Raw genomic sequence first — 22687 nt, forward strand, 5'->3', positions numbered from 1 at the left:
GCTTTCCGCCCCACTCGCCAGCTCGATTCGTCCTATTCGGCTCTATGATTTCGACACCTTTTTGCCACTCAGCCTGCACGCAGCTCGTTGATCAACTCCGGGTGCCTGCCCAGGATCTTGAACAACTGCACCAGCGGTTGCGGTGCTTCCGTACTGCCGCGCTCGTAGCGAGAAAACGCATTCGGGCCACCGCCGAACAGCTCCGCCGCTTCTCGCTGGCTCAACCGCAACTGTTTACGCACACTGCGAATCAGCTCTTGATTGCCGTCCTGGGCGTTCACCTGCTGGCGAAACTCGTTCATGGCACGCATAACGCGCTCACTCTCAGCCGGGCCAGTCAGGGACTCACCACAAGCATCGCACCAGTCAGCCACAACTGCAGTAATTTGGGTGGTCTGCCCCTTGTAGGTGAAGGGCATATCGCGGGTGTCGTGAACCAGTTCCGCCCCGTCGCATACTGGACATTTCATGGTCACTTCTCCTTAAAGGAAACGATCAGCAGATCGGCCACCAGCGTGAACTTCAGGTAGACCTGTCCGAATTCGGTATCGGGTCGGTAAACGTCCTGCCAGGTAGTATGATCCGCATAGGTTGTCATGCTCTTGAAAAAGTCGCGGCTACTCAGGGCACTGATGACGGCCAGCATGTCGGCCATCTCCATACCCAGCTCAGCACCCCCTTCCAGGGCCACGCGGGTAAAGCGATAACGCTGGTCGGCTACGGCCTGCTTCACCAGCTCAAGCTTGAAATGGGGTTTGCGCTTTTCCATGCCGCACAAAATAACCTTTTAGGTTAATTTATTCAAGGTAGCAGCCATGAAAGACGACCGCCGTAAGCGATTGCGCAAAGAACTGCTTGACGGTGCCGCCTCCAAGCCCGCAAAGCCGGCTGATCACCAATACTTTGCTCACCTCCGCAGCCACATTGGAACGTATAGGCTGCAGCCTAAGGCTGTTTCGGAACGGTAAAGTACGGCTCGCGCTTCCTCCAAGCGTCATCAAAGCCTAGATTTTTTAGCATCATCTTGACATCATTCCGTACATCTCTAACGAGACATAGCCTAACTTGCACCAATAGGAAAATTGGAGATTTAATTGAAAATCAAAGGAATTGTTTCCGCACTGTCTCTATTTACAGTAATCACAGGCTGTTCTAGCGAGCCGTCCCAGCATTATGTTTACCATCAAAATATTCTGGGGCCGTGGGACTGTAACTACAGCTTCAAAGAAAATGACTTTGTAGCAAGCATCAGCTCGACTGACACCTATGTTCGCAACGGCGCTTCCCACTCATTCGGCATCATGAAAATTCGCTACGCAAGCGAAGCGCCTGAAGTCGAATACTCCATAGCAGGCACTGCCACTTGGAAAATTCAAGGCAAGTACTTAATTCAGACCATGACAGATGTAAAAATCGTCAATGTCTCTCATCCGGAAGTTGACGAAATTTTCAACTTGCAGGAAATGTTCCCAACAAATGTTAGTGAATCGTCTGAGATTCTTAAACTGACCGCCACTGAACTCGTATTGGATAGCGAATCTGGCGCAGGCCTCTACACTTGCTCTAAAGCAAGCAAGCCGAAAGCCTAACCATCCACTACAGGCAAAGCCCCGTCCCTATATAGGGGCTTTACTCATCACCCTATCGGGTTAAAGCTACTCGCCGCAGAGCAATAGTGCGTTTTCGTACGATCACTGTGTGTTTTGCGGTCACTGTCATAGCGGGCCTAGGTCCTGCACTGTTCGTGAAAGTGCTGCTTGGCGGCCTTTCGGCATTCTCGGTAGTCGATTGATCCGCGCCGGTGATAGGCTCAAACGCTGGTGCCATCGATGTAGTTGTTTACCGATAGCCATTCCGCCAGGTAATTCGTGCCGCCATTCCAGCTTTTAATCCACTTGGATGTACGCTCGTGGCTTACCTGCCTGGTCTGGCGCTGCTGCGTCTGCTGGGGTGCTTGGGCTATGCGATGCGCTGCGGGCGGTGTGTAGGTGCTGGCCGGCTGCTTGGGCGTGTAGTTCTAGTCACTGAACACGTTCTGCGAGCTGGCAATCGCCCTCGCCTTTCCTTCCTCTGTCCACGCCATCGAGGCGTATGGCTGAAGCGGGCTTACCGGCTCGTATGCAGCCCGTTGTGCGGGTGGATCGATGGAAATGGATGACAACCTTGTAGGCTCTTCCGGTTCACTGTAGGGCTGTGGCGCCAGTTGCTGGCTGAACAGGAGTTTGACGTCTACGTGAATCGCCTGCTTTAGCTGACCAACATTGATCACGATTGGTTTGGCAAACAGCGCGATAACGCTCCAGGTAATCGCGGAACCTACACCCAGGATGGCCACCATTCTCCATGGGCTGGGCTTTTTCTTGCTGCGTAGATAGTCTGGTGCATCGTCCCAGTCGGATTTCATAAAGCCTTCCTTGGCCGGTCCAGACCTTAAAAACGAATTGCCAGTTGAGCTATTTGCTTGGCTGAGCTAGCCAGCTCTGTATTGTCACCATTTCGCCAGTATAAATACTCACCGACATACGACAACTCTTTCTGGGGCTGAATGGTTATCACAATAACACCCAGCCCATAGTAGGAATTATAGTCAATATTGGAAAGTACAGAGGTCTTTAACGCCTCTGACAGGTTAGAATTCTTAATCGCATTCCTCCAAATAGAAACATATTCCTCTGTAGAAATACCAAGGACTTTTGCCTCTCTTGCAACCCCGACAACAAAACGCTCCCCAACTTTCTTTGCATCAATGCCGTCTAACGCTTTAACTCTTGCAGCATCTGAGTCTTTATCAGTTACGCCAATTATTATTTTTCCTGCCTTATGGGCTCCATTGTTGGCTATTCCGCATATTGTATTAATAACTTTTTGTATGACGGAATCATCCTTGCCTCGCTTAGCATCCAGACTCAAAAAACCTTGTTTCAACTCATAGTCAGCCAGCTCAATTTCGGATCGCCTAATGGTCGCTTCAATATCTGTCGTGGCATAATTACCATAAATCTTGCTTCTAATATCCTCCGAGACAAAATATGGTGAAATCAAGCCTTTAATTTGGTTTATATTTTTTCGCCTCTCTTCAACAAGAGTGGCTTTTCGAGAGGTTTCAAGGCGACTATTTAAATCCGTCAAAGACTTTCTAACGCCGGCATAATTTGCAACTTTTTTACCTTCCAGCACGATTAATTCATGAAGCGCTATTAACAGCACAGCAAATATGGAGGGAAATGCGTTTGTATTTCTATTCTTGAAGAGAATATTTCTAAGCTTATCAGAGACCCCTTCATTACAAATCGTAATGACCTCATCAACGCAAAACTTAAACTCCTCACGGAATTTATTAGCCCCATATACGCTGAGAGCATTAAGCAGTTGATTACTTTTATCTGACCCAGCTTGATAAATTTCATCAAGCGCATCTTTAGAGCGCTCAATGAGCTCACCTCCAACTATGCACGCTGCAATATCAGCTATACACTGCTCATCCATGCTATCGCGTAAATCAGTAGACTTTAGAACTCCCTGATTCACCCAAAAAACCTCTTCCGCCCTTACCTCATATCCATGCTTAGTCATCGGCAAATCAATACTTATCGCCGGCATTGACTTTAGCGGCAACACTTGATCTGACGTATCTCCTCTCATATCGCATGCGATATCCCGCACCATCTCGGAAAATGCATTTTGAACTCCAGCCTGCCTGCGCTCTTGATCACTCAACCTATGGCCATAGGTATTAATTCGATCAAAGACATCATTTATTTCTTCCTCCGTCGCATTTCGCATAACGGATATAGACAACACATAGTCAAGGATTGTGCTTACTTCTTTTTGGCCTAGCAAAAACGTAGTATTAGGAGCTTCAAATCGCCCCTCGTCCGCCAATCCCTTTGCAGTAGGAAAATGCTGAAGGTTAAAATATCTTCCATCTGCCAGCGGAAATGACGCCTCGATAAAAGACAAAATCGTATGTAGGCGCTGGAGACCATCAATAATTTCGTATGCCCCAGGCTGTCCCTCTCGCTCCGCCACTAAAATTGCTGGGATAGGATATTTCTTCAGGATCGATTCAATCAGCTTCTGTTTTTCTTCTAGCGTCCACACTAGCTTTCTTTGATAGCGCCTATTAACGTGCAGCTTATCCTCAGTAAATAGCGCATACATAGATTGAATAGGATTTTGTTGTGTACTTAATTCAGCCATAGCATGTTTTTCCTTAAACCTACACTTGTTAAATCTAGCGAACTCAAAATACTTAAGTCCTCAGCCGGGAATACCAACGCCTAGCCACTTCCGCTGTAATCGCTATCCCGCGTTTTTATTGGGCAAATTTGAATTGACCTGATCGTATTCGGGGCTTGTCTGCCCTGCTTCTGGTGCTACGTTGCCACTGACCACCCACAAGGCATATTGAGGAAAGAGCTTAACGATAGCTTCGATCTCCTCTGCTTTAATTTCGCGCTTTCTCGCTGTGTTCTTGAGGTTGTTCCAGGTGTAGCGACTGATGCCAGTGCGCTCCTCCAGCTCAGGAAGCCGAATTCCGGAGCCTTTCAAAATAGTTATAACTCGCTCTTTAATCATAGCCACTTGTTCTATAGTTGACATATCCAATATGGATCAACAATGGCATTATCCGCCTTAAGGCTATCCATTTTGAATAGCTCAATGCTGAATAGCTGGCATTGACAGGAATAGTGACGGAACGAGCATGGAACTGGAAGAGCTGGAACCTTCGAATCTGATAGGCCCGCAACAGGACGTTGAAACCGTCGAATCGTGGACTGAGCGCAACGGCCTCACCTATGGCACCGCCCGTGCCTGGGCCATGAAAGGCGTGGCACCCACTCTGTAAACCTCGGCAAGCGCCGCATGGCTAATACGCCCTGCTGACAGCAGTATTAAGCGCGCTAGGCGCGTTCTAGATAAACCATAGGCTACCAAGGAGACAGGTATGGCCGATTTCGATGCACCCAGCGCCGTAGCGCTTCTGGGTAAGCGGGTGCTCTTGGAGCTGACGCTTGAGGATGAGCCCAGGTCGATTTGGCAGTGCGCGGTGATTGTCGGCGTGGTGTTGCCGCTGGAGGGGGTGTATCGGCACCCGCATTTTATGGTGCTGGATATGGCCGGTGAGCAGGCCTTTCCCGAGGAGGTGTTCTGGGGTGATATCCGTTCGCTGGTGGTGCTCAAGCGGCACGGCAGCTATGGACACAAGCGTCGCTAGCGCGACGTGCTGTCGGAGGGGTAACCGGAGATGCGGGCAGGCGAAGCTTTATAAGGTGGGCGCATGCTTTTCTGGCTTTTGCTGCACCAGAAAAGCAAAAAACCCCTGAGGCTGAGCCATCAGGGGTTTTGCGAAAGTGGCGGTGAAGAAGAGATTCGAACTCTTGATACGATTTCTCGTATACACACTTTCCAGGCGTGCTCCTTCAACCGCTCGGACACTTCACCGGATCTCGTCATTCAGCGTACTGTCTGTCGAGGCGCGCTAATCTAGCCGAACACTTTTCCAAAGGCAAACGTTTTTTTCAAAAGATTCATGCGCTTAAGCGTTTCGCTGGCCATCGGGTGGGTTGGCGGGCGCCGTGCGTGAGGGGCTGGCGTCGAAGCGGCGCTGGCCGAACAGCAGGAAGCCCAGCGAGGCGAACAAGCTGAAGCCGAATACGCCGAGCACGCCTTCCGGGCTCTGGCTGTGGGCGTGGCTGGCCAGACCGACCAGGGCGGCGATCAACAGAGCCGCCAGCCCTGCCCGCAAGCTGATGGCCCACGTTTCATTACGGTGCATGGTCTTCCCCTTTCGTTAGGGGGCTACGCTACTGCGCCGACAGGCGGAACGACCAATAGACGATGCCGATCAGGGCGATAGTCGGCGCGGGTTTGCCTGACCCACCGGTCAGTCACGGCGCTTTACCTGGGGGTTGCGGGTGGGTAACGTCTGCTCCACTTCAGAACAAGGAGTCCGCCATGAGCGACCTGATCAGCTACCAATTCGAAGATGGCATCGCCACCCTGACCCTCAGCAACGGCAAGGTGAACGCGATTTCCCCCGATGTGATCGCCGCCTTCAATGCGGCGCTGGACCAGGCCGAGAAGGACCGCGCGGTCGTGATCATCACCGGCCAGCCGGGCATCCTGTCCGGTGGTTATGACCTGAAGGTGATGACCTCCAGCGCGCAGAACGCGATCAACCTGGTGGCGGCCGGCTCGACCCTGGCGCGCCGCATGCTGTCTCACCCACAACCGATCATCGTCGCCTGCCCCGGCCACGCCGTGGCCAAGGGCGCCTTCATTCTGTTGTCGAGCGACTACCGCATCGGCGTGGACGGCCCGTTCAGCATCGGCCTGAACGAGGTGCAGATCGGCATGACCATGCACCACGTGGGCATCGAGCTGGCCCGCGACCGCCTGCGCAAGTCGGCCTTCCACCGTTCGGTGATCAACGGCGAGATGTTCGATCCGCAAAGCGCGGTGGATGCCGGCTTCCTGGACAAGGTGGTGCCGGCCGAACAACTGATGCCGACCGCCCTGGCCGTGGCGCAGCAGATGAAGAAGATCAACCCGAGCGCGCACAAGAACACCAAGTTGAAGGTGCGCAAGGCGCTACTCGAGACCCTGGACGCAGCCATCGAGCTGGATAAGCAGCACGCCGTCTGACCGCCCTGCTGCCTCGCTTGGGGCAAGCTGCTACATCCGAAACGCCCTGTGCATTGCATCGGGCGTTTTCGTTTATGCACCCTTTATGTAGGAGCGGGCTTGCCCGCGAGCTTTTCCGGGAAGCGGCATAGAAGCAGACAGCCAGAGCTCGCGGCTAAAGCCCCTCCTACAGGTGTGGCGCCTCACGGGGTGGTTGTGATGACGCTCCCGGGTGTCGCTTCGCTCGACCCAGGCTACAGGCTGTACGCTCTTCACATCCCACGTAGGAGCGGGCTTGCCCGCGAGCTTTTCCGGGATGCGGCATAGAAGCAGACAGCCAGAGCTCGCGGCCAAGGCCGCTCCTACACGGTGTGGCGCCTCACGGGGTGGTTGTGGTGACGCTCTCGGGTGTCGCTTTGCTCGATCCAAGCTACGGGTCCGTGGGGTGGGAATCTGTGGAATGGCAGGGCTTTGGATCATGGTGCGACCTAGCGCCGTCAAACGCCTGAAATGTCCGGACATTTTTTGATAAACGACGCTGATCGGCGGCGATTGCCGCCGAGAGTGCACACCCGTACACTGCGCGCCTTTTTGTCTATGACGGGCGTACCAGATGCTTTTCCTCTTGCGCATGTTGGCCATGGCGGTGCACTTCGTCATTGCTGGCACTCTCGGCTTGCTGCTGGGCTTGTGCCGTCCCTTCAACCCGGACAACAGCCGGCTGTGCGCCCGCCTCTACTCGCTCCCCGGGTTGTGGCTGCTGCGCCTGAACCTGAAGACCGACGTCAAGCCGCTGCTGGAGCACGAGCGCAGCTGCGTGATCGTGGCCAACCACCAGTCCAACTACGACCTGTATGTGCTGGGTCGTGTGGTACCGCACCGCACGGTGAGCATCGGCAAGAAGAGCCTGAAGTGGGTGCCGTTCTTCGGCCAGCTCTACTGGCTGGCGGGTAACGTGCTGATCGACCGCGGCAATGCCAAGCGCGCCAAGCAGTCGATGCTGACCACCACCGACACCCTGCGCAACAAGGACACCTCGATCTGGGTCTTCCCTGAAGGCACGCGCAACCCCAGCGACGAGCTGCTGCCGTTCAAGAAAGGGGCATTCCAGATGGCGATCGCCGCCGGCGTACCGATCATTCCGGTGTGCGTCAGCAACTATACCCGGCGCATCCGCCTGAATCGTTGGAACAGCGGCAATGTGATGATTCGCTCGCTGCCAGCCATTCCCACCGCCGGGCTGACCCTGGACGACATGCCGCGCCTGATCGAAGAGTGCCAGGCGCAGATGCAGCAGTGCATCAGCACCATGGACCAGGAGCTGGCCGAGGCCTACGGCGTCCCGTCCGTGGCCTGACCCCGCCAGGCTGTAATCACCTCCACCGCGTGCGGCGCCTTGATCCAGGCGCTGCGCGATCTCCGCAAGACAACTGCCTCTGTTGGAGCGGACTTGCCCGCGAGCGCTTGCCGTACCGCCGCAGGGTGGATGTCGCTCTTCGCCTCCACCCTGCCATCACCACGCGCCAGTGGTGGATCGGTGAAGCGTGATCCACACTACGACCTGGCCATTACTCGCCGCGTAGACGGCCAAAACAGCCGCACCTCTGGAAGAACTCGCCGCCTGCAACGACACTCTGAGCTACAGGGTGCCGCTGCGCTCCCGAGTCGATCAGAAGAAGGAACCCACCATGGGTCATGTCGTCGCTGCCGCTGTTTACGCCCAAGGCAAGAAAGTCACCGATATCCAGCTGGACGAAGGCAAGGAGTGGTCGAAGAAACCCGGGCATTTCGTGTGGATCGGCCTGCACGACCCGGGCACGGAAGAGCTGACCAACCTGCAGCGCCAGTACGACCTGCACGAGCTGGCGCTGGAGGATGCGCTGGTGCGCCATACCCGGCCCAAACTGGAGACCTTTGGCGATGCGCTGTTCCTGGTGCTCTATTCGCCGATCAAGCTCGACGGCGAGCTGGCCTTCGTCGAGACCCAGCTGTTCGCCGGCAATGGCTACATCATCAGCGCCCGCTACGGCGAATCGGCGCCCTACTCCCAGGTGCGCCAGCGCTGCGAGGCCCGCCCACTGCTGCTGGAGCACGGCGAAGACTTCGTGCTGTACGCGTTGCTGGCCTTCGTGATCGAGAACTACCGGCCGCTGATGGATGAGTACTACGCCGAGCTGGAAAGCGTCGAGCAGGACGTCCTTACCCGCCCGCTGACCCAGGCGGATGCCGAGCGCATCCAGGGCCTGCGCCGTGACCTGCTGCGGCTGCGTCGCTACATCGGGCCGCTGGCGGAGATCTGCCAGGAGCTGCAGCGCCTGGACTTCCCCTTTATCGACAAGAACATGCGGCCGTACTTCCGCGACGTGGCGATTCACGTCAACCGGCTGCTGGAGGACCTCACCGCCCTGCGCGAAATGGCCGACCACGCCATCGAGATCGGCCTGCTGCTGGAGTCGTCACGCCAGAGCAATACGCAGCGCAAGTTCGCCGCCTGGGCGGCCATCCTCGCCTTCCCCACGGCCGTGGCCGGGATCTACGGGATGAACTTCCAGAACATGCCGGAACTGACCTGGCAGTACGGCTACTTCGCCGTGCTCGGCATCATCACCACCGGCTGCGTGGGCCTGTACGCCAGCTTCAAACACTACGGCTGGTTGTAAGCGACACGCCGGAGCGCCGCTCCCTGTGGGAGGGGCTTCAGCCGCGACAACTGCCGACGGCCCTGCATCCCTGAACCCACCCTGAAACAGTGCCCACAAAAAAGCCCCGCATAAGCGGGGCTTTTCATGTCGGCTGTACGCCTCAGGCGGTTTCGCCGGAACGGCCGTGGGCCACGAAGCGCATCATCCACTCGGCCACGGTGTGGCCCTGGTGGTCGTGCTGCAGGCTGTCGACGCCCTGGCGATATATCGACTCGCCGATGTGCTGCTGGCGGATGTCCAGCAGGGCACGGGAATAGTCGTGGATGAATTCCGGGTGGCCCTGGAAGCACAGAACCTGGTCGTCGATGCAGTAGGCGGCGATCGGGCAGAATTCGCTGGAGGCCAGCAGCGTGGCGTTCTCCGGCAATTTGGTGACCTGGTCCTGGTGGCTGATCAGCAGCGTCAGGTCGTCCAGTGCCGGGCTCATCCAGGCCGGCTTGTGCGCCATCTGGTAGCGGTGGATGCCCACACCCCAGCCCTGGGTGGCACGCTCGGTGTTGCCGCCCAGCAGCAGCGCCAGCAACTGGTGGCCGAAGCACACACCCAGCAGTTTGTCGCCGCGGGCATAACGGTCCAGCAGGTAGGTCTTGAGCGTGGCGATCCACGGGTCGGTCCCGAAGGAATCGGCCTTGCTGCCGGTGACCAGGTAGGCGTCATAGCGCTCGCTGTCTGGCGGGTAGTTGCCCTCCATGACGTTGTAGACGACGAATTCGGCAGCGAGCGGCTGGTTGGCGAACAGGCGCTCGAACATGCGGCCGTAGCCTTGGTATTGGTCGACCAGTTCGGGGCGGAGAATGTCTGTTTCCAGAATGCAGATCTGCAGCGGCATGGGGCGGTTACCTGAAACGCAGCGGTAGTGGGTACGGTGAGCAGCCTGCCTTGCCCGCCGCGGCATGGCAAGAGGCTGGAAGCGAGGCGCCGCACGAAGGCGACCAGCTGCCACGACAAGTATCAGCGCGCTCGATAGTCACCATAAGTTCCATTCACTTCTGTCAATACCCAAGCGCAGCGATTATCTGTCCATCGGGATTTCCATCCCCCACCTGACAGAAGGAATTCGCCATGAACCGTTTCGCCGCCGTCGCCAGCCTGATCGCCGCCTCCGCCTTTGCCAGCCCTGCACCGGCCGACAGCCAGAAGGTCGCGGAAAAACGCCAGAAAGCAGCCGCCAGCCAATCCCGCAAATAAGCCACGCGCTGCCCGGCAGCCCTGCAAGGAGAACCGACATGAATGCCATCAAATCCATCGCCGACCAGAACGTCTATGGCGTCACCTATGCGTCGATCGACGACAGCGGCATCCACTTCGAATCCGAACTGGCCATTCATTTGACCGACGGCACGCTGACCACCCTGAAGATGCCCACGCAGTTGAGTGAGCGCCAGGCGATTCAACAGCTGGTGTGCGGCCGCCAGGCGTGCTGAACGCCTAGCCCGGTCCACCGGCGCCCTTGAGGCCGTTTTCCCGTGGACGGCTGACGGCAAACCTATCGATTTAATAGATTTATTTATGTCGATTTATGCGTTTTTAAATCGATTCAATTAACTACAGACTGCGCTCCACACACCACTACCGGAGAACGGATATGCACCGCCTGACCATCAAGTACGCACGCAATGGCGCTCTGGCCGGCATCGGGCTGTACCTGATGATCGCCATCCCGCTGCTGACCCTGAGCATGAGCATGAGCTACACCGCCGCTCCGCGCACGCAGACGGCGAGCATGCCCACTCCGGCCGTCCAACACATCACCCAAGTAGCCATGGCCCTGCTGCAAAGCTGAGGACTCAAGGATCCACCCCAATTTTTCATCCGGTTAGACCCATCATGAAACTGCACAATCCCAACTTGCTGGTCGTTGCCGCACTGGCCGTGATGACCAATGGCTTCACCCTGCTCGGCCTGAACCACGGCTCCGCCGGCGCCTTGGCCCGCAACCTCGAGTGCAACTCGAACATGGCGCGCAGCATCGAGGTGGGCGAATCGCTGAAGAAGCTGATCGGCTTCCCGCCCTGCCATGACGACCCGGGCCTGTCCGGCCCCTTCCTGCTCGGCTGAAACGCTCGGCTGACAGGCTCGCAACCCGTCAGCGAGCAGGCGCCGGGCACGCCAGATCGCCTTCCGCGCAACTGGCGAGACGCTGCAATTCTTCGACTCGGGTAGCGGTCTTCGCTGCCAGGCAGCCCTTGAGCGCCATTGGGTAGGCCGAGCCGCCCTGGGCAGCCGACACCTCGAACGCGCAGGAACGATCCCGAAACTCCATCCAGGCCCGTTGCGCGGCCTTGAGCTGTTGCTTCTGCGAAGCCGACAGGCGTGCACGGTATTCGCCGTACACTTGGTTCAGGCGCTTGTCCTGGGCGGCATGGTTTTCGGCGATGCATTGGTTGAGGCTGGCCTGGTTGGCCGCCTCGCTGCAGTCCGCCGCCCAGACCACCGGCGTAGCGAGCAGGAGTGCAGCAGATACCAGCATGAGCGGTGCAGGTTGCATGGGGGTCTCCTTTTTCAGTTGGGGCACGGTGGTGCGACTACACTGGATAAGCGCCTGTGCGCGAAGAAACAGACCCTAAACAGGTGAAGGAGTTTACCGATGACCAAGACTGCTCTATTTGCTGCCTGCCTGCTGACAACCGGAATTGCCCTGGCCGACCGGCCCGGCGCTGACTGGATCAGCATCGAAGACGCACTGGGCAAGGCCAAGGCCAGCGGCTACACCCAAGTCCACAAGATCGAAGCGGACGACAACGGCTACTGGGAAGGCGAAGGCCTGAAACAGGATGGAAAGCTCTATGAGTTCCGTATCGATGGCAAATCCGGGCAGGTCACCCGCGACCAGCTCGACGACTGACGCAACCTGACGCGGTGCGGGCCCCGTGTGCCCGCATCAGCTCGAATAATCCAGCACCGTCCAGACCCGGCTCAGCCCTTCCCCGATGATGCACCCGGCTTCATCCAGCTGCTTGTTGTAGTGCAGCGACATCAGGGTGGTCGCACCGTCCGCCGCATCATGGCGCTCGGTCAGCCACTGCACCCGCCCGCAATTGGGCGTCTCGATCACGTAACTCGCCGCCACGGCCGAATGCCGGCTGGGCAGCTTGATCACATCCACCACCCGCCCCGATTCCTCGACGCGCTTGCCGTTGGAGACCATGACCGCCCAGGCCTGGCCATTGTCGATGACCAGGTAGGTGCCATTGGCACGCGGCTGTTCGACCTGGGGTTGGGCGCAGCCGCCGAGCAGGGCCAACAGCACAATTGTCATGATGATCTGTTGCATTGCTACTGGCTCCTCTGCGGTCCGCCCGGTGACGGTGGCGTGGTCTGCCGACCGGTGTGATTGAGTGAGTTGTCGTACGCGATGGGCTTACTATTATCGAATACTGTTTATTTGTACAGTATTTTTGGATTACCCTTGTTCCTGTCATCCGCCAGCCCGGACATCGCATGGAACCGGGCCTATCCGCCGCCACTATCGGGAGCAAAGCGATGCTGGACGTACTGCAACTGAAACACCGGATCAACCGCATGCCGCTGGAGAAGGTCCAGGCCATGGTCGAGGAACTGCATCTGGAAGGCATCGTCACCGAGGGCAAGACGCCCTTTTCGCGCATTCACTTCAACACCTGCTTCGCCGAGATCGAAGCCCTGCTGCAGCGCGCCGGCTACCACAAGCAGCTGGACGTGGTCGGCTACCAGGGCCTGGCCTATGCCCTGTTCGACCCTGCCCGCTGGAACGCCGTGGAGGTACTGCGCTGGCTCAAGGAGTTCGTCGAGGAAGCGCACATCCAGCCGGCCCAGCGCGTGAAATAGGCGCACGCCTCGCAACAAACCGAACCAAAACCGTTCAGCCCGCCCCGGGCGTGCACGCCATTGGCTCAGGAAAGTCCCGAACCTGTGCCAGGCGTGTCCGCCACGACGCTCCCGCCCCACACGCCCGCCTACGCTCTAAGCAGTTGATTTGACTGGCCTCGTACCCCAGCCCTGGCTGCTGGTGGTGCGCGGTGAGCGCGGCCTGCACCCAGGCACGAACAAACCTGGCAAGGCCTTTGCAATTCCCTTCTCAAGATTCCTGCGCAGCCCACCAACGGCGGTGAGCCGCGGATCACGGACAACGGCGTCCGTCAGACTTCCTTACTCCCATCGGGGTGGTCTGACGTGCGCCGTTTTTTATTTCAGCCGTTGATTCGGCCAATAAAGGACAGCCCCATGACTGATCGTGATTCGAAGCTCCCTGCTCATCCCAGCCGCCGTGATTTCCTGAAGAACTCCATCGCCGTGGCCGGCGGTGTCGCCGCCCTGAGCCTGGCCGCCCCCTCCAGCCTGCGCAGCGTGGCCTGGGCCGCCGGTTCGGATGCCCCGGAGAAAGCCGTCCTGAAAGTCGGCTTCATTCCCCTCACCGACTGCGCCTCGGTGGTGGTCGCCGCCACCCAGGGCTTCGGCGAGAAATACGGGCTGACCATCACCCCGAGCAAGGAAGCCTCCTGGGCCGGGGTGCGCGACAAGCTCAATACCGGCGAGCTGGATGCCGCCCACGTGCTGTACGGCATGATGTACGGCGCACAGCTGGGCATCGCCGGGCCGCAGACCGACATGGCGGTGCTGATGGGCCTGAATCAGAACGGTCAGGCCATCACCCTCTCCAAGCAGTTGCGCGAAGCCGGCGTCACCACCGGCGAGCAACTGGCCGCGCACGTGAAGAAAGGCGGCACGCCGCTGACCTTTGCCCAGACCTTCCCCACCGGCACCCACGCCATGTGGCTGTACTACTGGCTGGCCAGCCTCGGCATCAACCCGCAGACCGATGTGAAGACCATCGTGGTACCGCCACCGCAGATGGTCGCCAACATGCGCGTCGGCAACATGGACGGCTTCTGCGTGGGCGAGCCCTGGGGCGCCCGGGCGATTGCCGACAAGATCGGCTTCACCGCCGTCACCACCCAGCAGATCTGGCCGGACCACCCGGAAAAGGTGCTGGGCGCCACCCGCGCCTTCATCGAACAGAACCCCAACGCCGCCCGTGCGTTGATCATGTCGATCCTCGAAGCCAGTGCCTTCATCGAAGCCAGCGACGAGAACCGCAAGAGCACCGCCAAGCTGATTTCCGGCAAGGCCTACGTCAACGCGCCGGTGAAGGTCATCGAGCCGCGCTTCCTCAGCCAGTACGAGGACGGCCTGGGCAACAGCTGGAAGGACGACCACGCCATGGCCTTCCACAAGCAGGGCGACGTCAACTTCCCCTACCACTCCGACGGCATGTGGTTCATGACCCAGTTCCGCCGCTGGGGCCTGATCAAGGAAGACCCGAACTACGCCGCCGTCGCCGCCGGGGTCAACCAGGTCGACCTCTACAAGGAAGCCGCCGGCGCCCTGAACATCCCGCTGCCGGCCAGCTCGCTGCGTAGCAGCACGCTGATCGACGGCAGCGTGTGGAACGGCAGCGACCCGGCCGCCTACGCCCAGTCCTTTGCGATTAAAGCCTGATCCGGAGGTCGCCATGAATGCGCCATTGAAAACACCCCTGGTGGTTCCGACCGCCCGCCCCCGCCTGGCCCTGCCCAGCGCCGACACCCTGCGTGCCGTGACCCGGGCGGTGGTCCCGCCGTTGCTCGGCATCGTGCTGTTCATCGGTGTCTGGTCGCTGATCGCCACCCGCAGCGAGGGCCTGCCCGGCCCGCTGAGCACCTGGCTGGCGGCCCTGGAGCTGTTCGCCGACCCGTTCTATGACAACGGCCCCAACGACATGGGCATCGGCTGGAACATCCTGCACTCACTGGGCCGCGTCGGCATCGGCTTCGGCCTGGCAGCGTTGATCGGTATCCCCCTGGGGTTCTCCATCGGCCGTTTCGCCTTCCTGTCCGGCATGCTCTCGCCGATCATCAGCCTGCTGCGTCCGGTGTCACCCCTGGCCTGGTTGCCGATCGGCCTGCTGGTGTTCGAGGCCGCCGGCCCGGCGTCGATCTGGGTGATCTTCATCAGCTCGATCTGGCCGATCATCCTCAACACCGCCGCCGGCGTGGCCAGCGTGCCCCAGGATTACCTGAACGTCGCCCGCGTGCTCAAGCTGAGCGAGTGGAAGGTGCTCACGCGCATCCTGTTCCCGGCCGTACTGCCGCACCTGATGACCGGCATCCGCCTGGCCATCGGCGTGGCCTGGCTGGTGATCGTCGCCGCCGAGATGCTCACCGGCGGCACCGGCCTGGGCTTCTGGGTGTGGGACGAATGGAACAACCTCAACGTCGAGCACATCCTGATCGCCATCATCATCGTCGGCCTGGTCGGCCTGGCCCTGGAGCAACTGCTGTTGTTGCTGGCCAAGCGCTTCGACTACGCCAGCTAAGGAGCCGGACCATGGACAAATTCGTAGAACTGACCCAGGTGTCCAAGCACTTCGACACCAGGAAAGGCCGCTTCCAGGCCCTGGCCGACGTCAACCTGAGCATCGCCCGTGGCGAGTTCGTCAGCCTGATCGGCCACTCCGGCTGCGGCAAATCCACGGTGCTGAATCTGATCGCCGGCCTGCTCGACGCCAGCGAGGGCGGCCTGATCTGCAATGGCCGCGAGATCGACGGCCCGGGCCCGGAGCGCGCCGTGGTATTCCAGAACCACAGCCTGCTGCCGTGGATGACCTGCTTCGGCAACGTGCACCTGGCGGTGGAGAAGGTGTTCGGCGACAAGGAAAACAAGGCCCAGCTCAAGGCCCGCACCGAAGCCGCGCTGCACATGGTTGGCCTGGACCACGCCATCCACAAGCACCCCAACGAGATCTCCGGCGGCATGAAACAGCGCGTGGGCATCGCCCGGGCCCTGGCCATGGAGCCCAAGGTACTGCTGATGGACGAGCCGTTCGGCGCCCTCGACGCCCTCACCCGTGCGCACCTGCAGGACGAGCTGCTGCGCATCGTCGGCGCCACCCAGAGCACGGTGGTGATGGTCACCCACGATGTCGACGAGGCAGTGCTGCTGTCGGACCGCATCGTGATGATGACCAACGGCCCGGCCGCCACGGTGGGCGATATCGTTCAGGTCGACCTGGCCCGCCCCCGTGATCGCCTGGCCCTGGCCAACGACGCGCAGTACCACGCCTACCGCACCGCGGTGCTGGAATTCCTCTACCAGCGCCAGCAGCGCCCGGCGGCATAACGCCAGCACTGGAGCGGCTGCGGCTGTGGCCGCAACCGCTCTAGTCCGCTGGTCAGCCCGATTGAACTTACGCCGCCGATGCCAAACGAACGAGGGCTTTTTTCGCCTCCCGCCTTCCGTCTCCAAGGACTCGCTCGTGCTCGACCTCAGCAACTGGAACCTCTCGGTTCCCACCGATCCCGAACCCACCACCATCACCACCGCCCGCCTGAACAACGGCTACAGCAGCCAGTACTTCCGCCGTCACAAGGACGGCAGCGTGACCTTCTGGGTGCCGGTCAACGGCTCGCGCACCGACGATGCCCGCTACCCGCGCAGCGAGCTGCGCGAAACCCAGGCCGACGGCAGCCTGAGCAACTGGTACCACGCCAGCTCCGACAGCTACCTGAGCGCCGTGCTGCGCATCGACCAGGTGCCGAGCAAGAACAAGATCGTCATCGCCCAGATCCACAGCAAGGACGAGCCCGGCAGCAACAACGATCCCCTGGCCAAGCTGCAGTACCACTACCTGCGCGGCGTCGGCCGGCTGGAGCTGCTGCTGCGCAAGCGCCCGGGCGATGCCAAGGTGCAGAACATCCTGCTGGCCAAGGACATCCAGCTCGGCGAGCGCTTCGGCTACGACCTGCGCATCACCCCCAGCGGCCGGCTGGGGGTCAGCGTCGCCAGCAGCCAGGACGAAGGCTCGCACTACCAGCAGCTCAGCGGCTATTGGGGCAAGCAACAGCTGTACTTCAAGGCCGGCGCCTACATCCAGGACAACCATGGTCCCAAGACCGAGGGCGGCCGGGTGACCTTCTACTGGCTGAACAGTGTGCACCGCTGAGGTCGTGCCGCTTCGCTTAAGCTTGGTTTAAGGCCGGTGCTCTAGGGTGCGTGGATCATTCCCGCGCCCCAGGAAGCGAAGCATGTCGCCAACCACCCCCTCCCGCCGCAATCACGCCCTGTTCTGGCTGTTCACCTGGGTGGCCACGGCCCTGCACCTCGGCCAGTCGTTCGACGGGCCGGCCAGCGCCGGCCTGGCGCTCTACCAGGGCGTGCTGATCGGCAGCTACGCCCTGCTGTTCATCGCCCCGCTGTGGCTGCTGACGCGCCTGTGCATCCCGCTGCTGCCCGGCATCGTCACCGGCACCCTGCAGGTCCTGCTGGCCAGTGCCCTGCAGCTGCTGATCTACGCCGACGGCCTGCTGTGGACGCTGTACGGCTTCCACCTCAACGGCTTCGTCTGGAACATCCTCACCACCCCGGGCGGCGTCGAAGCCTTGGGGTCGTCCGAATCGAGCCAGCTCGGTTTCACCCTGATCGCCGTGGGCATCGTCGCCGGCCAGGCGGCCCTGCGGGTCGCGGCCTCACTCGTCGGTCACTACCTGCCGCGCCTGCCCTCGCCGCGCCTGCTGTGGGTGCTGCCGCTGTTCCTTCTGGCCACTGTCGGCGAGCGCGTGAGCTACGGCGTGAGCCACTTCTACGGCTACAGCCCGCTGCTGGAAACCGCCCAGCGCATGCCGTTCTACCAGCCGCTGACCATGCGCCGCTTCCTCGAATACCAGCTCGGCCTGGAGCGCCCGCAGCGCATGGAAGTACAAAGCACTGCCCTGGAGGGCCAACTGGCCTACCCCCAGGCGCCGCTGCGTATCGACGCCCCCGCGAAGCCGCTGAACGTGGTCTGGCTGGTGGCCGAGTCCTGGCGGGCCGACGCCCTCAACCCACGGGTGATGCCGCAGACCAGTGCCTTCGCCGAGCGCGCCACACGCTTCGACAACCACTTTTCCGGCGGCAACGGCACGCGCATCGGCATGTTCAGCCAGTTCTACGGGCTGCCGGCAAACCTGTGGTTCCCGGTGCTGGACGCCCGGGTCGGCAGCCCGCTGATCGACGTGCTGCAACAGCAGCAGTACCAGATGAAGCTGTTCACCAGCGCCAAGTTCACCTACCCCGAGTTCGACAAGACCCTGTTCGTCAAGGTCCCGCCGGAGCAGATGCAGTCCTACGACCAGGCCGAACCCTGGCAGCGCGACCGCAAGAACATCGACGACCTGCTGCAGTTCATCGACCAGCGCGCAGCGGACAAGCCGTTCATGACCTTCATGTTCTTCGAGTCACCCCACGCCAACTACACCTTCCCGCCGGAGTCGGTGATCGAGCCGGACTACCTGCCGGACTTCAGCTACGCCAGCATGGACCTAGAGCGCGACATCGACGGCATCTACAAGCGCTACCAGAACGCCGTGCACCACCTCGACGGTCAGATCGCCCGCGTCACCCGCCACCTGGAAGCCCAGGGCCTGCTGGACGAGACGCTGATCGTGATCACCGGCGACCACGGCGAAGAGTTCATGGAGAAAGGCCGTTGGGGCCACAACTCGGCGTTCGTCGACGAGCAGCTCAAGGTGCCGCTGGTGCTGTGGATTCCTGGCCGCGACGCCCACCGCGAAATCCTCGCCACCAGCCATGTCGACTTGCTGCCCACGTTGCTGCCGCTGCTCGGGGTTCAGAACCCAAGCCACGACTACAGCATCGGCCAGAGCCTGTTCGCCCCGACCGCCAACCGCCTGCTGATCGCCGGGGACTGGGACCGCCTGGCCTTCATCAGCGAACAGAGCAAGATCGTGCTGCCGTTCTCCAGCGGCAAATTCTCCGGCATGCAGGCCAGCCAGGCCAATGATCGGCCCCTGCTCGACCCGGCGGCCGTGCTGCAACGCAGCATGCCGCTGATCCAGAGCGAACTGCAGAGCCTGCGCCGCTTCCTTGCCCACTGAGGCAAATCGGTAAGTGGGCAGCCGTTCGCGTCGAAGCGGCCGTCCAGTGCGTAGAATCCGCCCCTGGCTGACAGGAGCGACAGGGCGTCGAGATGAACAACGGAGCGGTCACCTTTCTCCACTGCAGCATCGTCCGTCGCGACCTGGTGTTCATCAGCGCCCAGGTCACGGCGCTGAATGCGCAGGGTGTCGATCACACCAAGGTGTTGCGCTGGAAGAACGGCGCGTTCGCCCATTTCATGATCGATTGGGCCACCACAGCCCTCAGTGCGACGGGCACACCGCTCTCGGTCCTGTCCATGGGGCTGGAGGGCGACATTCATGTGTTCCAAGGCGCCGAGCGGCGCACCGAGACGATCGTCGGGCCGGGCCGCCTGGGGCCGTTGCGGGATATGCGGCTGATCTCAGGCAGCCATTACGCGGTCGGCATGCAGCGCCAGGCCTATCGCCGTCACGCTGATGGCAGCTGGCAGTCCATTGCCGAGGCCATCGGCAACCGCGACGGTATCAACAGCTTCGACTCCATCGACGGCTTCTCCGCCAACGAGTTGTACGCCACCGGTATGGACGGCGCACTCTGGGCGTTCGACGGCCAGCACTGGCAGGCACTGCAGAGCCCGTCCTCAGTAGCCCTGCAGCGCATGCACTGCAGTGAAGACGGTCGCGTCTACATAGTCGGCCAGGGCGGCACCCTGCTGTGTGGTCGCGGCGCACACTGGGAGGTCATCGCACTCGAGGAGGTCCACGATGACCTGTGGGGTGTACAGACCTTCAAGGGCATGCTGTTCGTGGCATCTTCCACAGGCGTTTACCGCTGGGCCGCCGGTACCCTGAAAAGAGCGGACATCGGTACCACCGGGCTGGGCTCCGCGTCGTTTCTGACCGCAGGCGACGGTGTGCTGTGGTCCGTGGGCCACCGGCACCTGGCCTACACCGAAGACGGCGAACACTGGACACCCGTTGACTACGACGACGCCAGCTATTGAGGCGGGTTCGCCCTCTGGCCATTGCTGCGCTTAGAATCACGCCCGCCCCAATCCCAGAGGAACCGTCATGGCCCGCCTGAAACTCGAATTCCCGGATTCCGCGTTCTGCTACAGCACCCACCTCACGGTGCGGGTGACCGATATCAACGCCTCCAACCACCTGGGCAACGATTCGATGATCTCGATGATTTCCGAGGCCCGCGCGCGCTTCATGCACGAATTCGGCATCGGCGAACACCAGGCGCAGGGCGCCAGCACCGGCATCATCGTCACCGACCTGGCCACCACCTACCGCGCCGAAGCCCACGCCCGCGACCAGTTGCTGTTCGAGGTCGGAGTCATGGACTTCAACCGCTACGGCGGCGACATCATCTTTCGTATCACCCGCCCGGCGGACAACACCCTGGTGGCCATGGCCAAGTCCGGTTTCGTGTTCTTCGACTACCGGCAACGCCAGGTCACCGAGATGCCCGCGGCCTTCAGCGGCAAGTTTCCCCAGGTCAACTGGCTCCCGGCCTAGCGAAGCGGCACGCTCGATGCATCGAAAATCCTGCTCAAAGGCCCGGCTGGCGTGACAGAGCGGCCATCGTCTGCTACGCCTTAGGGCACAACAATAAAAGCAGGGATCGATCATGTCCGTATTGCGCAACCACACCCGCCAGGCTGGGCTGTTGACCAATGTCCTCGCCCTCGCCTTGCTCACCCTCCCGGTACCGACCCAGGCCGTCGAACGCAGCGAATGCGCGCCGAGCGTGACCAGTTCGCACACCGCCACCTGCCCGGTTCGACAGAGCCGCTAGACCTGCGTCACCCGCCTCCCACGCCAGGCGGGACAGCATCACCACCCCGCTCTGCGCCCCATTTAGGCGCAGCGACTGGCGCGACTGCTCCGTTGTGCGCCACCCCGCCTTCTCTGCCAGCCCCTCGAACGCCCGCCAAGCGGCCCTGCTGCGCCTTGGCTCAGCTCTTGCTTTGTCATCGCTACAGGTAGCCAACGGCGGCTACTGCACCCACGACAAAGACGTCGCGCCACCCTTGCCTGCGGGCAAGCGGTGCCGCGGCGTTTTTTCGTTTTGCCCCACCGCCCGGGGCCGGTCCGTCGTCTGCGATCCAGCGATGCACCTGCAATGCTCTCGACCCCCGCTGTGGCCCAGGCCGCAGGGCCCGGCGCCACAAGCGCCAGGCCTCCCCGGCGGGAGACGGCCGTCCTGCCCACGATCAGGGCGAGCCGCCTCCCACCGGGACCCTTTTTTGCTGATGAGGTGCTCGATGAATACAAGCTTCTGGAAGTCCGGCCACACCCCGACGCTGTTCGCCGCCTTTCTCTATTTCGACCTGAGCTTCATGGTCTGGTACGTGCTCGGCCCGCTGGCCGTGCAGATCGCCACCGACCTGGGACTGACCGCGCAACAACGCGGCCTGATGGTGGCCACGCCGATCCTCGCCGGCGCCGTATTGCGCCTGTTGATGGGTTTCCTGGCCGATCGCCTGTCACCCAAGAGCGCCGGCCTGATCGGCCAGGTCATCGTCATCTGCTCGCTGTTCGCCGCCTGGCAGATCGGCATCCGCACCTACGAGCACGCGCTGTTGCTTGGAGTGTTCCTGGGTTTTGCCGGTGCCGCCTTTGCCGTCGCCCTGCCCCTGGCGTCGCAGTGGTACCCGCCGGAGCACCAGGGCAAGGCCATGGGCATCGCCGGGGCCGGCAACTCCGGCACCGTGCTGGCGGCGATCTTCGCCCCCGGTTTGGCGGCGCTGTTCGGCTGGCAGAACGTGTTCGGCTGGGCGCTGATCCCTCTGCTGTTCACCCTGCTGGCGTTCGCCGTGCTGGCCAAGAACGCCCCGTCGCGCCCCAAACCCAAGGCCCTGGCCGATTACCTCAAGGCCCTGGGCGACCGCGACAGCTGGTGGTTCATGTTCTTCTACAGCGTGACCTTCGGCGGTTTCGTCGGCCTGGCCAGTGCGCTGCCCGGCTATTTCAGCGACCAGTACGGCCTCAACCCGGTGACCGCCGGCTATTACACCGCCGCCTGCGTCTGCGCCGGCAGCCTGATGCGCCCCTTGGGCGGCGCCCTGGCGGACCGCATCGGCGGCATCCGCTCGCTGCTGATGATGTACACCGTGGCCTCGCTGTGCATCGCCGTCGTCGGCTTCAACCTGCCCAACGCCTACGCGGCACTGGGCTTCTTCGTCGCGGCGATGCTCGGTCTGGGCGCCGGCAACGGCGCGGTGTTCCAGCTAGTGCCGCAGCGCTTTCGCAAGGAAATCGGCGTGATGACCGGGCTGATCGGCATGGCCGGCGGGATCGGCGGCTTCTTCCTGGCGGCGGGCCTTGGCGCGATCAAGCAGCACACCGGTGATTACCAGCTCGGCCTGTGGCTGTTCGCCAGCCTCGGCGTGCTGGCCTGGGTCGGCCTGTACGGCGTGAAGCTGCGCTGGCGCACCACCTGGGGCAGCGCGGCAGTCACGGCGGCGCGGGTCTGAT

The 22687-nt window shown here is 60.9% G+C and carries 29 protein-coding genes, 1 tRNA gene and 2 pseudogenes; 21 read left to right on the forward strand and 11 right to left on the reverse strand.

The window, feature by feature from the left end; translation table 11 throughout:
- Positions 1 to 68: 68 nt before the first annotated feature.
- Positions 69 to 470 (reverse strand): type II TA system antitoxin MqsA family protein, encoded by a 402-nt coding sequence (locus N5C28_RS00350; RefSeq protein WP_279818770.1) that lies wholly within the window; start codon positions 468 to 470, stop codon positions 69 to 71.
- Positions 471 to 472: 2 nt separating this feature from the next.
- Positions 473 to 769: a type II toxin-antitoxin system MqsR family toxin gene (locus tag N5C28_RS00355; protein WP_209449843.1), complete on the reverse strand. Its 297-nt coding sequence runs from the start codon at positions 767 to 769 to the stop codon at positions 473 to 475.
- A gap of 325 nt (positions 770 to 1094) precedes the next feature.
- Between N5C28_RS00355 and N5C28_RS00360 the strand changes: the two genes are divergently transcribed.
- Entirely contained in the window at positions 1095 to 1589 is a 495-nt protein-coding gene (locus N5C28_RS00360) for a hypothetical protein (RefSeq protein WP_279818776.1), read from the forward strand.
- Positions 1590 to 1636: 47 nt separating this feature from the next.
- On the opposite strand, the pseudogene N5C28_RS00365 reads toward N5C28_RS00360, so the two are convergent.
- The 4 genes and pseudogenes from N5C28_RS00365 to N5C28_RS00380 form a co-directional block, all read right to left on the reverse strand.
- Positions 1637 to 1837, reverse strand: a pseudogene (locus N5C28_RS00365) (hypothetical protein); the annotation flags it as partial.
- A gap of 180 nt (positions 1838 to 2017) precedes the next feature.
- Positions 2018 to 2404, reverse strand: a complete 387-nt coding sequence (locus N5C28_RS00370; RefSeq protein ID WP_279818778.1) for a hypothetical protein — start codon at positions 2402 to 2404, stop codon at positions 2018 to 2020.
- A gap of 26 nt (positions 2405 to 2430) precedes the next feature.
- Entirely contained in the window at positions 2431 to 4200 is a 1770-nt protein-coding gene (locus N5C28_RS00375) for a DUF262 domain-containing protein (RefSeq protein ID WP_279818779.1), read from the reverse strand.
- Positions 4201 to 4302: 102 nt separating this feature from the next.
- Positions 4303 to 4578, reverse strand: a complete 276-nt coding sequence (locus N5C28_RS00380) for a helix-turn-helix transcriptional regulator (protein ID WP_279818782.1) — start codon at positions 4576 to 4578, stop codon at positions 4303 to 4305.
- A gap of 127 nt (positions 4579 to 4705) precedes the next feature.
- Here N5C28_RS00380 and N5C28_RS00385 point away from each other — a divergent pair.
- Positions 4706 to 4887, forward strand: a pseudogene (locus N5C28_RS00385) (DNA-binding protein).
- A 61-nt stretch (positions 4888 to 4948) separates the two neighbouring features.
- On the forward strand, positions 4949 to 5218 hold the full coding sequence (locus tag N5C28_RS00390) for a hypothetical protein (RefSeq protein ID WP_279818786.1): 270 nt from the start codon (positions 4949 to 4951) through the stop codon (positions 5216 to 5218).
- Positions 5219 to 5355: 137 nt separating this feature from the next.
- Here the strand turns inward: N5C28_RS00390 and N5C28_RS00395 are convergent.
- Positions 5356 to 5445 (reverse strand) — tRNA-Ser (locus N5C28_RS00395).
- A 94-nt stretch (positions 5446 to 5539) separates the two neighbouring features.
- Entirely contained in the window at positions 5540 to 5779 is a 240-nt protein-coding gene (locus N5C28_RS00400; RefSeq protein WP_279818789.1) for a hypothetical protein, read from the reverse strand.
- A 179-nt stretch (positions 5780 to 5958) separates the two neighbouring features.
- On the opposite strand from N5C28_RS00400, the gene N5C28_RS00405 reads away from it, so the two are divergent.
- The 3 genes from N5C28_RS00405 (at position 5959) to N5C28_RS00415 (ending at position 9287) form a co-directional block, all read left to right on the forward strand.
- Positions 5959 to 6648: a crotonase/enoyl-CoA hydratase family protein gene (locus N5C28_RS00405; RefSeq protein ID WP_279818792.1), complete on the forward strand. Its 690-nt coding sequence runs from the start codon at positions 5959 to 5961 to the stop codon at positions 6646 to 6648.
- Between the two features lie 592 nt (positions 6649 to 7240).
- Positions 7241 to 7984: a 1-acylglycerol-3-phosphate O-acyltransferase gene (locus N5C28_RS00410; protein WP_279818795.1), complete on the forward strand. Its 744-nt coding sequence runs from the start codon at positions 7241 to 7243 to the stop codon at positions 7982 to 7984.
- A gap of 331 nt (positions 7985 to 8315) precedes the next feature.
- Complete coding sequence (locus N5C28_RS00415; RefSeq protein WP_279818798.1) at positions 8316 to 9287, forward strand: magnesium and cobalt transport protein CorA; 972 nt, start codon at positions 8316 to 8318, stop codon at positions 9285 to 9287.
- Between the two features lie 142 nt (positions 9288 to 9429).
- On the opposite strand, the gene N5C28_RS00420 is transcribed toward N5C28_RS00415, so the two are convergent.
- Entirely contained in the window at positions 9430 to 10158 is a 729-nt protein-coding gene (locus tag N5C28_RS00420; RefSeq protein WP_279818800.1) for an amidotransferase, read from the reverse strand.
- 233 nt (positions 10159 to 10391) lie between these two features.
- Between N5C28_RS00420 and N5C28_RS00425 the strand changes: the two genes are divergently transcribed.
- The 4 genes from N5C28_RS00425 (at position 10392) to N5C28_RS00440 (ending at position 11387) form a co-directional block, all read left to right on the forward strand.
- On the forward strand, positions 10392 to 10517 hold the full coding sequence (locus N5C28_RS00425) for a hypothetical protein (RefSeq protein WP_279818801.1): 126 nt from the start codon (positions 10392 to 10394) through the stop codon (positions 10515 to 10517).
- 38 nt (positions 10518 to 10555) lie between these two features.
- On the forward strand, positions 10556 to 10753 hold the full coding sequence (ptrC, locus tag N5C28_RS00430) for a type III secretion system co-regulatory protein PtrC (RefSeq protein ID WP_279818804.1): 198 nt from the start codon (positions 10556 to 10558) through the stop codon (positions 10751 to 10753).
- Between the two features lie 161 nt (positions 10754 to 10914).
- Positions 10915 to 11112, forward strand: coding sequence for a hypothetical protein (locus N5C28_RS00435; RefSeq protein ID WP_279818807.1), 198 nt, complete (start codon positions 10915 to 10917; stop codon positions 11110 to 11112).
- A gap of 44 nt (positions 11113 to 11156) precedes the next feature.
- Positions 11157 to 11387, forward strand: coding sequence for a hypothetical protein (locus N5C28_RS00440; protein ID WP_279818810.1), 231 nt, complete (start codon positions 11157 to 11159; stop codon positions 11385 to 11387).
- 28 nt (positions 11388 to 11415) lie between these two features.
- On the opposite strand, the gene N5C28_RS00445 is transcribed toward N5C28_RS00440, so the two are convergent.
- Positions 11416 to 11817, reverse strand: a complete 402-nt coding sequence (locus tag N5C28_RS00445) for a lysozyme inhibitor LprI family protein (protein WP_279818813.1) — start codon at positions 11815 to 11817, stop codon at positions 11416 to 11418.
- A 99-nt stretch (positions 11818 to 11916) separates the two neighbouring features.
- On the opposite strand from N5C28_RS00445, the gene N5C28_RS00450 reads away from it, so the two are divergent.
- On the forward strand, positions 11917 to 12174 hold the full coding sequence (locus N5C28_RS00450; RefSeq protein ID WP_279818816.1) for a PepSY domain-containing protein: 258 nt from the start codon (positions 11917 to 11919) through the stop codon (positions 12172 to 12174).
- A 36-nt stretch (positions 12175 to 12210) separates the two neighbouring features.
- On the opposite strand, the gene N5C28_RS00455 is transcribed toward N5C28_RS00450, so the two are convergent.
- Positions 12211 to 12603 (reverse strand): hypothetical protein, encoded by a 393-nt coding sequence (locus N5C28_RS00455; protein WP_279818818.1) that lies wholly within the window; start codon positions 12601 to 12603, stop codon positions 12211 to 12213.
- 209 nt (positions 12604 to 12812) lie between these two features.
- Here N5C28_RS00455 and N5C28_RS00460 point away from each other — a divergent pair, with 209 nt between their 5' ends.
- The 10 genes from N5C28_RS00460 (at position 12813) to N5C28_RS00505 (ending at position 22686) form a co-directional block, all read left to right on the forward strand.
- On the forward strand, positions 12813 to 13136 hold the full coding sequence (locus N5C28_RS00460; protein WP_279818821.1) for a transcriptional regulator: 324 nt from the start codon (positions 12813 to 12815) through the stop codon (positions 13134 to 13136).
- A 396-nt stretch (positions 13137 to 13532) separates the two neighbouring features.
- Positions 13533 to 14807 (forward strand): CmpA/NrtA family ABC transporter substrate-binding protein, encoded by a 1275-nt coding sequence (locus tag N5C28_RS00465; RefSeq protein ID WP_279818824.1) that lies wholly within the window; start codon positions 13533 to 13535, stop codon positions 14805 to 14807.
- Between the two features lie 13 nt (positions 14808 to 14820).
- The gene (gene ntrB / locus N5C28_RS00470; RefSeq protein WP_279818827.1) at positions 14821 to 15663 is read left to right on the forward strand and encodes a nitrate ABC transporter permease; all 843 of its coding nucleotides are present in this window, start codon (positions 14821 to 14823) and stop codon (positions 15661 to 15663) included.
- 11 nt (positions 15664 to 15674) lie between these two features.
- Positions 15675 to 16466, forward strand: coding sequence for an ABC transporter ATP-binding protein (locus N5C28_RS00475; protein WP_279818830.1), 792 nt, complete (start codon positions 15675 to 15677; stop codon positions 16464 to 16466).
- Positions 16467 to 16602: 136 nt separating this feature from the next.
- Positions 16603 to 17289 (forward strand): polysaccharide lyase family 7 protein, encoded by a 687-nt coding sequence (locus N5C28_RS00480; protein WP_279818833.1) that lies wholly within the window; start codon positions 16603 to 16605, stop codon positions 17287 to 17289.
- Between the two features lie 82 nt (positions 17290 to 17371).
- Complete coding sequence (locus N5C28_RS00485) at positions 17372 to 19219, forward strand: sulfatase-like hydrolase/transferase (RefSeq protein WP_279818835.1); 1848 nt, start codon at positions 17372 to 17374, stop codon at positions 19217 to 19219.
- Between the two features lie 92 nt (positions 19220 to 19311).
- Positions 19312 to 20205: a hypothetical protein gene (locus N5C28_RS00490; RefSeq protein ID WP_279818838.1), complete on the forward strand. Its 894-nt coding sequence runs from the start codon at positions 19312 to 19314 to the stop codon at positions 20203 to 20205.
- A 67-nt stretch (positions 20206 to 20272) separates the two neighbouring features.
- Complete coding sequence (locus N5C28_RS00495; RefSeq protein WP_279818841.1) at positions 20273 to 20725, forward strand: thioesterase family protein; 453 nt, start codon at positions 20273 to 20275, stop codon at positions 20723 to 20725.
- Positions 20726 to 20837: 112 nt separating this feature from the next.
- Positions 20838 to 21005, forward strand: a complete 168-nt coding sequence (locus tag N5C28_RS00500) for a hypothetical protein (protein WP_279818844.1) — start codon at positions 20838 to 20840, stop codon at positions 21003 to 21005.
- Between the two features lie 469 nt (positions 21006 to 21474).
- The gene (locus tag N5C28_RS00505) at positions 21475 to 22686 is read left to right on the forward strand and encodes a NarK/NasA family nitrate transporter (protein ID WP_279818847.1); all 1212 of its coding nucleotides are present in this window, start codon (positions 21475 to 21477) and stop codon (positions 22684 to 22686) included.
- The last annotated feature ends 1 nt before the right edge of the window (position 22687 follow it).

It is taken from the genome of Pseudomonas sp. GD03944, from assembly GCF_029839275.1.
Classification (GTDB): Bacteria; Pseudomonadota; Gammaproteobacteria; order Pseudomonadales; family Pseudomonadaceae; genus Aquipseudomonas.

Bases quoted from the DNA above. Each gene is read 5' to 3' on its own strand.
- N5C28_RS00350 (WP_279818770.1), bottom strand. From the start codon at position 470: ATGAAATGTCCAGTATGCGACGGGGCGGAACTGGTTCACGACACCCGC.
- N5C28_RS00355 (WP_209449843.1), bottom strand. From the start codon at position 769: ATGGAAAAGCGCAAACCCCATTTCAAGCTTGAGCTGGTGAAGCAGGCC.
- N5C28_RS00370 (WP_279818778.1), bottom strand. From the start codon at position 2,404: ATGAAATCCGACTGGGACGATGCACCAGACTATCTACGCAGCAAGAAA.
- N5C28_RS00375 (WP_279818779.1), bottom strand. From the start codon at position 4,200: ATGGCTGAATTAAGTACACAACAAAATCCTATTCAATCTATGTATGCG.
- N5C28_RS00380 (WP_279818782.1), bottom strand. From the start codon at position 4,578: ATGATTAAAGAGCGAGTTATAACTATTTTGAAAGGCTCCGGAATTCGG.
- N5C28_RS00390 (WP_279818786.1), top strand. From the start codon at position 4,949: ATGGCCGATTTCGATGCACCCAGCGCCGTAGCGCTTCTGGGTAAGCGG.
- N5C28_RS00400 (WP_279818789.1), bottom strand. From the start codon at position 5,779: ATGCACCGTAATGAAACGTGGGCCATCAGCTTGCGGGCAGGGCTGGCG.
- N5C28_RS00405 (WP_279818792.1), top strand. From the start codon at position 5,959: ATGAGCGACCTGATCAGCTACCAATTCGAAGATGGCATCGCCACCCTG.
- N5C28_RS00410 (WP_279818795.1), top strand. From the start codon at position 7,241: ATGCTTTTCCTCTTGCGCATGTTGGCCATGGCGGTGCACTTCGTCATT.
- N5C28_RS00415 (WP_279818798.1), top strand. From the start codon at position 8,316: ATGGGTCATGTCGTCGCTGCCGCTGTTTACGCCCAAGGCAAGAAAGTC.
- N5C28_RS00420 (WP_279818800.1), bottom strand. From the start codon at position 10,158: ATGCCGCTGCAGATCTGCATTCTGGAAACAGACATTCTCCGCCCCGAA.
- N5C28_RS00425 (WP_279818801.1), top strand. From the start codon at position 10,392: ATGAACCGTTTCGCCGCCGTCGCCAGCCTGATCGCCGCCTCCGCCTTT.
- ptrC (WP_279818804.1), top strand. From the start codon at position 10,556: ATGAATGCCATCAAATCCATCGCCGACCAGAACGTCTATGGCGTCACC.
- N5C28_RS00435 (WP_279818807.1), top strand. From the start codon at position 10,915: ATGCACCGCCTGACCATCAAGTACGCACGCAATGGCGCTCTGGCCGGC.
- N5C28_RS00440 (WP_279818810.1), top strand. From the start codon at position 11,157: ATGAAACTGCACAATCCCAACTTGCTGGTCGTTGCCGCACTGGCCGTG.
- N5C28_RS00445 (WP_279818813.1), bottom strand. From the start codon at position 11,817: ATGCAACCTGCACCGCTCATGCTGGTATCTGCTGCACTCCTGCTCGCT.
- N5C28_RS00450 (WP_279818816.1), top strand. From the start codon at position 11,917: ATGACCAAGACTGCTCTATTTGCTGCCTGCCTGCTGACAACCGGAATT.
- N5C28_RS00455 (WP_279818818.1), bottom strand. From the start codon at position 12,603: ATGCAACAGATCATCATGACAATTGTGCTGTTGGCCCTGCTCGGCGGC.
- N5C28_RS00460 (WP_279818821.1), top strand. From the start codon at position 12,813: ATGCTGGACGTACTGCAACTGAAACACCGGATCAACCGCATGCCGCTG.
- N5C28_RS00465 (WP_279818824.1), top strand. From the start codon at position 13,533: ATGACTGATCGTGATTCGAAGCTCCCTGCTCATCCCAGCCGCCGTGAT.
- ntrB (WP_279818827.1), top strand. From the start codon at position 14,821: ATGAATGCGCCATTGAAAACACCCCTGGTGGTTCCGACCGCCCGCCCC.
- N5C28_RS00475 (WP_279818830.1), top strand. From the start codon at position 15,675: ATGGACAAATTCGTAGAACTGACCCAGGTGTCCAAGCACTTCGACACC.
- N5C28_RS00485 (WP_279818835.1), top strand. From the start codon at position 17,372: ATGTCGCCAACCACCCCCTCCCGCCGCAATCACGCCCTGTTCTGGCTG.
- N5C28_RS00490 (WP_279818838.1), top strand. From the start codon at position 19,312: ATGAACAACGGAGCGGTCACCTTTCTCCACTGCAGCATCGTCCGTCGC.
- N5C28_RS00495 (WP_279818841.1), top strand. From the start codon at position 20,273: ATGGCCCGCCTGAAACTCGAATTCCCGGATTCCGCGTTCTGCTACAGC.
- N5C28_RS00500 (WP_279818844.1), top strand. From the start codon at position 20,838: ATGTCCGTATTGCGCAACCACACCCGCCAGGCTGGGCTGTTGACCAAT.
- N5C28_RS00505 (WP_279818847.1), top strand. From the start codon at position 21,475: ATGAATACAAGCTTCTGGAAGTCCGGCCACACCCCGACGCTGTTCGCC.